Raw genomic sequence first — 4,886 nt, 5'->3', positions numbered from 1 at the left:
GGTGGGGCGGAAGGTGCCGGCGCGGCAGCGAGGCGGCGCGGACTGCCATCAGGCGCACTGGATCCGTCACATCAGCCGCACCGGCATTCCTCACCCGCCTCGGGCTTCGAGTGTCATTCTGAGCGAGGCGCTGCGCCGCACCGTCTGTCACACCTGACTCTGGCGCCGACCGAAGAATCCCGCGCCACCGCATCCCATGCACGCCCGGTTGCGCGGCGCGCTCGGAGGCTGCGGGTGCGCGGGAGAGGCTGGAGCACGCCACGCCGGCCCGCGGTGCGGCAGATGCTTCGGTCCGGGATTCTTCAGTCGCGCATGAACGCGGTGCCGGGGAAAGCGCGGTGCACGCTCCTTCAGAATGACGCCTCAGCGCCGAAGTGGGCGGCAGGTCCAGTGGGGCGGAGGTGCCGCCGCGGGCAGCGCGGGCCGCGTGCACGGCGCCGGCCGCGCGAACTGGCATCAGGCGCACCGGACGCGTCACATCAGCCGCACCGGGATCCCCCGCCCGCCTCGGACTTCGAGTGTCATTCTGAGCGAGGCGCCGCGCCGCACCGTCCGTCACACCAGACTGTGGCGCCGACCGAAGAATCCCGCGCCACCGCATTCGATGCAGGCCCGGCCGCGCGGCGCGCTCGGACGCTGCGGGTGCGGCGGGAGAGGCTGGAGCACGCCGCGCCGGCCCGCAACACGGCGGACGTTCCGGTCCGGGATTCTTCAGTCGCGCATGGATCCGGCACCGGGGAAAGCGCGGCGCACGCTCCTTCAGAATGACGCCTCAGCGCCGAGGTGGGCGGCAGGACCGGCGGGGCGGACGGTGCCGCCCATCGACCGCGGACGGGTCGGGGCGCATCCGCGCGTCCGCCATCCGCACATCCGCACATCCGCACATCCGCACATCCGCACATGCGCACGGCGGCGTGATGGCGGGCGGACACGGCGTCCGCATCGGACGGACACACTCGCCTCGTACTCCATCGACGATCAGGCACGGCCGATTTCGACATCCGCGTGCGCCTCCTCCACCGTGGTGCGTCGCGGCGCGCCGGAAACCCCCGTGCAGCCGGGACGATTCCTGGCCGGACCGCGGATGGCCGTGATTTTGCCGGTCCGACGCCGCTTGTGCCTGCACCCTGACGCCCTGTGACGTGAACACCATCCGCCCTTCCGGCAAGCCCGAGCCCGACGCCCTGTACGACAGGGCGCGTGACGGCGTGTGCGTGCTTTCCAGGGACTGGCGGATTCGCTACGCCAACGTGTCGCTGCTGGAGATCCTGGACCTGCTGGGCGGATCGCCGGGCCGCGACCGCTTCTGGGACCTGCTTCCCGGCTGGGAGAGCTCCGCCGAGGCAGAGCACCTGCGGCGCGCCATGACGCAGGGGGTGCCCGCCACCTTTCGCGTGGACCGCGAGCGGGGCGGCGGATACGTGTGGGAAGTGGCGGCCGAGCCCCTGGGCAGCGGGGAGCTTCGCGTGCGGCTGCGCAACGTGACCGCGCAGGTGGACGCGGAGGAGCTGCGCGCCCGCGTGGCCCGCGCCAGCGAGGAACTGGCCGCGCGCGAGCAGCGGCTGGACGAGATCGTGGCCGGCGCGCCGGTGGCGCTGGCGCTGCTGGACGGGGCCACCCTCACCGTGCTGGAAAGCAACGAGGCGTACGCCGCCCTGCTCGATCCGCCGTGGAACCGGACGGGCGCCGTCATTGGCCGGCGGCTGGACGAGTTCATCCCCGACCTGGAGCGCTCCGGGCTGCGCGGCCTGCTGGAGGAGGTGCGGCGCACGGGCGTGCCCTACACCAACCCGGAGTACGAGTACGGCGGGTTTCAGCGCGGCGCGGCGTGGTTCCGCCTCACGCTGCAGCCGCTGGCGCCGGACGGGGACGGCCTGGCCACGCACATTCTGCTGCTGGTGGTGGAAATCACCGACCTGGTGCAGGCCCGCCATGGGCTGGAGGTGGAGCGCCGCGCCCTGTTCGAGATCCTGGAAACGCTCCCCGTGGGCGTCGTGGTGGCGCGCGCGCCGTCCGGCCAGACGACGTACATGAACGCCGCCGCGGTGGCGCTGGGCGGGCGGCCCGCGTCGGAGCTCAGCGCGCGGCACGCGGAAGAGTACGGGCGCCGCTGGCGCATCACCCACCAGGACGGGCGCGAGTTCCTGCCCGGCACCAGCCCGCTGGAGCGCGCCCTGCGCGGTGAGGCCACCCGCGACGTGGAGGTGGTGCTGCAGGCGGAGGACGGCGCCACCCGCACGCTCTTTGTTTCCGGCGTGCCGCTGCGGGGCACTTCCGGCGCGGTGGAGCGCGGGATGGTGACCTTTTACGACGTGAGCGAGCGGCTGGGGCTGGAGCGCGCGCTGGTGGAGCGCACCGCCGAAGCCGAGCACGCCGCCTCCGAGGCCGCTCTGCGCGCGGAGGAAAGCCGCGCGCTGCGGGTAATGGGGCGCGCGCTGGTGTCATCGCTGGACCCGGAGAACGTTCTGCGCTTGGCCGCGCAGAGCGCCATGGAGCTGCTGGGCGCGCGCGGCGCGTTCGTGGCCACACCCATCGAAGCCACCGGGCTGGTGCGCATTGCCCCCGGGCTGGGAACCTGGACCCAGGCGGACGGCACCGAGGTCCCGCTGGCCGGCACCCTCACCGAGCGCGCCCTGCGGGAGGGAACGCAGTTCTACAACGCCGCGCACGAGGTCCCCACCTCTGCCGAGGGCCGCCCCATCGTGAACCGCACGGGGCTGCAGAACGTGCTGATGGTGGCCATGCGCGCGTTCGGCGAGGCCGTGGGCGTGCTGGCCGTGGTGGACCGCCCGGACGGCTTTGGCGAGGAGGACGCGCGCCTGCTGGAAGCCTTTGCCGACTCCGCCGCGCTGGCCGCGCACAACGCCCGCCGGTTCGCGGAAGAGCGGCGGCGCGCGGAGGTGAACCGCGCGCTGGTGGACGCGGCGGAGGCGCTGGCCAGCACGCTGGACCCCGCGGAGGTCATGCAGCGCATCGCCACGATCGCCGCGGATTTGACGGAGGCGGAGGGCGCCGCGCTCACCGTGCTGGCGGGCGAGGACCGCGACCAGGTGATGCTTCCGGTAGCCACGGGGCTCATGGCGCCGGTGCGCGGGCACGGCGGTCCGCTGGCGGGGAGCCTTACGGAAGAGGTGATCCGCGACGGCAAGCCGCGCATGATCAGCGCCGGCGACGCGGACGCGCACCCGGCGCTGGAGTTCTTTCGGCGCATCGGGGTGGAGCACTACGCGCTGGTGCCGCTGCGTGCGGGCGACGAGGCGGTGGGGGTGCTGGGCGTGGTGCGCTCGCCGCGCGGGCGGCCGTTCACGGCGGAAGACGTGAGCACGCTCTGCCTGCTGGGCAACCAGGCGGCGCTGGCCGTGCGCAACGCGCGGCTGTACGAGGGCGCGGCGGCCGCGAGCCGCGCCAAGAGCGAGTTTCTGGCGATGATGAGCCACGAGCTGCGCACGCCGCTCAACGCGCTGGAGGGCTACTCCAGCCTGCTGGCGGACGGCATCTACGGCCCGGTGAACGAGGCGCAGGCGCAGGCCCTGGCGCGGATGAAGGGGGTGCGGGGCCACCTGATCGCGCTGATCGACCAGGTGCTGGACGTGGCCCGGGTGGAGTCGGGGAGCAAGCGGGTGCGGCTGGAAACGGTGTCGCTGCGCCCGCTGGTGCTGGAGGTGGCGGATGCCCTGCGCGCCGCGGCCGAAACGCGCGGGCTCACGCTGGAGGTGGCGGCAGAGCGGGTGCCGTCCACGTACACGGACCCGGGGCTGATCCGACAGATTCTCACCAACCTGATCGGCAACGCCATCAAGTTCACGCGCACGGGCGGCGTACGCGTGCGGCTGGGGGAAGTGGACGGGCAGATCTGCGTGGAGGTGGAGGACACGGGCCAGGGGATCGCGCCGGAGCTGGCGGAGCGCGTGTTCGAGCCGTTCTTTCAGGTGGATCCGTCCACTACGCGGGTGGAGGGGGGCGTGGGGCTGGGGCTGGCGCTGAGCCGCGAGTTCGCGCGGCTGCTGGGCGGCGACCTGTCCGTCCGCAGCGCGCCGGGCCAGGGCAGCACCTTTACCCTCCTGCTCCCCTTCACCACCGCCCCGGGCGGGGCGGACGCGTAGCCCGGGACCGCCCCGGCGGTGTCGCGCCTACGCCTCCCTCGCGCTACAAGCGCAGGAAAACGAGGCGGCGCGACCTGGCATCAGACGCACCAGACCTGTCACATCAGCCGCACCGGGATTCCTCACCCGCCTCAGACTTCGGGTGTCATTCTGAGGGAGGCGCCGCGCCGCGCCGTCCGGCACACCAGACCTCTGGCGGCGACCGACGAATCCCGCGCCATCGCATCCCATGCACGCCCGGTTGCGCGCCGCGCTCGGACGCTGCGGGTGCCGCGGGAGAGGCTGGAGCACGCCACGCCGGCCCGCGGTGTGGCGGACGTTTCGGTCCGGGATTCTTCAGTCGCGCATGAACGCGGTGCCGGGGAAAGCGCGGCGCACGCTCCTTCAGAATGACGCCTCAGCGCCGAGGTGGGCGGCAGGGCATCGGTGGAGCGAAGGTACCGCCGCGGAGCGGCGTGACCGGACATCAGCCGCACCGGGATTCCTCACCCGGCTCGGACTTCGAGTGTCATTCTGAGGGAGCGGAGCGCCGAACCTTCCGCCGCTCCGAGCCGTGCGCGACCGAAGAATCCCGCGCCATCGCATCCCATGCACGCCCGGTTGCGCGCCGCGCTCGGACGCTGCGGGTGCCGCGGGACAGGCTGGAGCACGCCACGCCGGCCCGCGGTGTGGCGGACGTTTCGGTCCGGGATTCTTCAGTCGCGCACGAACGCGGTGCCGGGGAAAGCGCGGCGCACGCTCCTTCAGAATGACGCCTCAGCGCCGAGGTGGGCGGCAGGGCAT

1 protein-coding gene is annotated in these 4,886 nt (G+C 73.1%); it reads left to right on the top strand.

The features are described from left to right. The first annotated feature begins 1,142 nt into the window (after positions 1-1,142). Complete coding sequence (locus VF665_RS07890) at positions 1,143-4,103, top strand: ATP-binding protein (RefSeq protein ID WP_331052866.1); 2,961 nt, start codon at positions 1,143-1,145, stop codon at positions 4,101-4,103. Positions 4,104-4,886 lie beyond the last annotated feature (783 nt).

Source organism: Longimicrobium sp., assembly GCF_036387355.1.
In the GTDB taxonomy this organism is placed as follows: domain Bacteria; phylum Gemmatimonadota; class Gemmatimonadetes; order Longimicrobiales; family Longimicrobiaceae; genus Longimicrobium.
Note: the sequence above shows the minus strand (reverse complement) of the source record. Positions and strands in the feature narration are given on the sequence as shown.